Here is a 1,200-nt window from a genome sequence, read left to right as displayed (position 1 = left end):
GAGGCCTTTGCACAGAATCGGATTGATGATTCCGGGGGTAAGGAAGAGAGGGAGATGATTCGGATGGTCGATCGTGTTGTTGGTCAACTGAGCCTGGCGGATGCGCTGGCGCTGTCGGATACGACGCAGCTCGACCAGATCGCGACGGTCATCGACTGGATGCCGATCCGGGCACTTCTTGGTCAGCGCAGCGGGCCGGGGAAGGGCAACACCAGCTATCCAGCCGAGACATTGCTGCGCTGTCTGTTTTTGGGCGTGTGGAACAATCTCAGCGACCCCGCCCTTGAGATGCAGCTGCGCGACCGGCTGTCGTTCCGCCGCTTTGCCGGCTTCAGCCTGTCGGACCACACGCCGGACCATTCGACGCTGTGGCGCTTCCGCGAAGAGCTGAAGTGCGACGGGCTGATTGATCGGGTGTTCGATGAGATCACCCGGCAGTTTGAGCAGAAGGGCCTGATCCTCAAGCGCGGCACGCTGATTGATGCATCGTTCATGCAGGCCGCCGCCCGCCCGCCGGCGAAGCCGAAGAAGGGTGAGGAGACGTCGGCGCGGCCATCGGCCGACCCCGATGCGCGTTGGGGACGCAAGGGCAAAAAGTCCACGTTCGGCTATAAGGTGCACAACGGCGTCGACGAGACTCACACGCTGATCCGGCGGATGCACTTCACCGATGCTTCGATCACCGACACCGAGCCGGCCGACACGCTGATCTGCGGCGACGAAGAGGCGGCCTATGGCGACCAGGCCTATTACACCCATGCCCGGCATGCCCGGCTTAAGCAGGCCGGCATCAAGGACCGGTTGATGCATCGGCCCAACAAGCACCATCCGCTGACGCCACGCCAGAAGCAGCGCAACCGGTTGATCTCCAAGGTGCGGGCGGCGGTGGAGCGGCCGTTTGCGGTGTTCAAGCAGCGCTACGGCATGCGGCGGCTGCGCTTCTTCAACCTGGCGACCAACCGGACGCAGTGCGTGCTTGCCGGCTGCGCCTACAATCTGCAACGGGCGGCCGCCGTCCTCTTCCCGGTGAGGAAGCCGGCATGAGGGGGCGGAGTCTGCCCAAAATCCGCCGAGGGGGGCCAATTGGGCCCCCGAGGCGGGCAAAAATGCCCTGCAACCGGGCCAATGTGGCCTGATTGCGTTTCAAAAAACGCCCCATGCGCCATCTGCGCCAAACTTCGGCCCCCGTGCAAAGCCCTC

Annotated in this window: 1 protein-coding gene; it reads left to right on the top strand. The window is 63.9% G+C overall.

Annotated features, from left to right (window positions below; all coding sequences use genetic code 11):
* Positions 1–63 precede the first annotated feature (63 nt).
* Positions 64–1,044, top strand: coding sequence for an IS5 family transposase (locus tag AC0L2R_RS33710; RefSeq protein ID WP_473514091.1), 981 nt, complete (start codon positions 64–66; stop codon positions 1,042–1,044).
* Positions 1,045–1,200: the final 156 nt, after the last annotated feature.

This window comes from Mesorhizobium sp. WSM4820 (assembly GCF_055811075.1).
The sequence above is the reverse complement of the archived record's forward strand: the minus strand, read 5'-3'. Positions and strand labels throughout refer to the sequence as shown.

Excerpts from the sequence above, each read along its gene's own strand:
- AC0L2R_RS33710 (WP_473514091.1), top strand. The coding sequence starts at position 64 with ATGGTCGATCGTGTTGTTGGTCAACTGAGCCTGGCGGATGCGCTGGCG.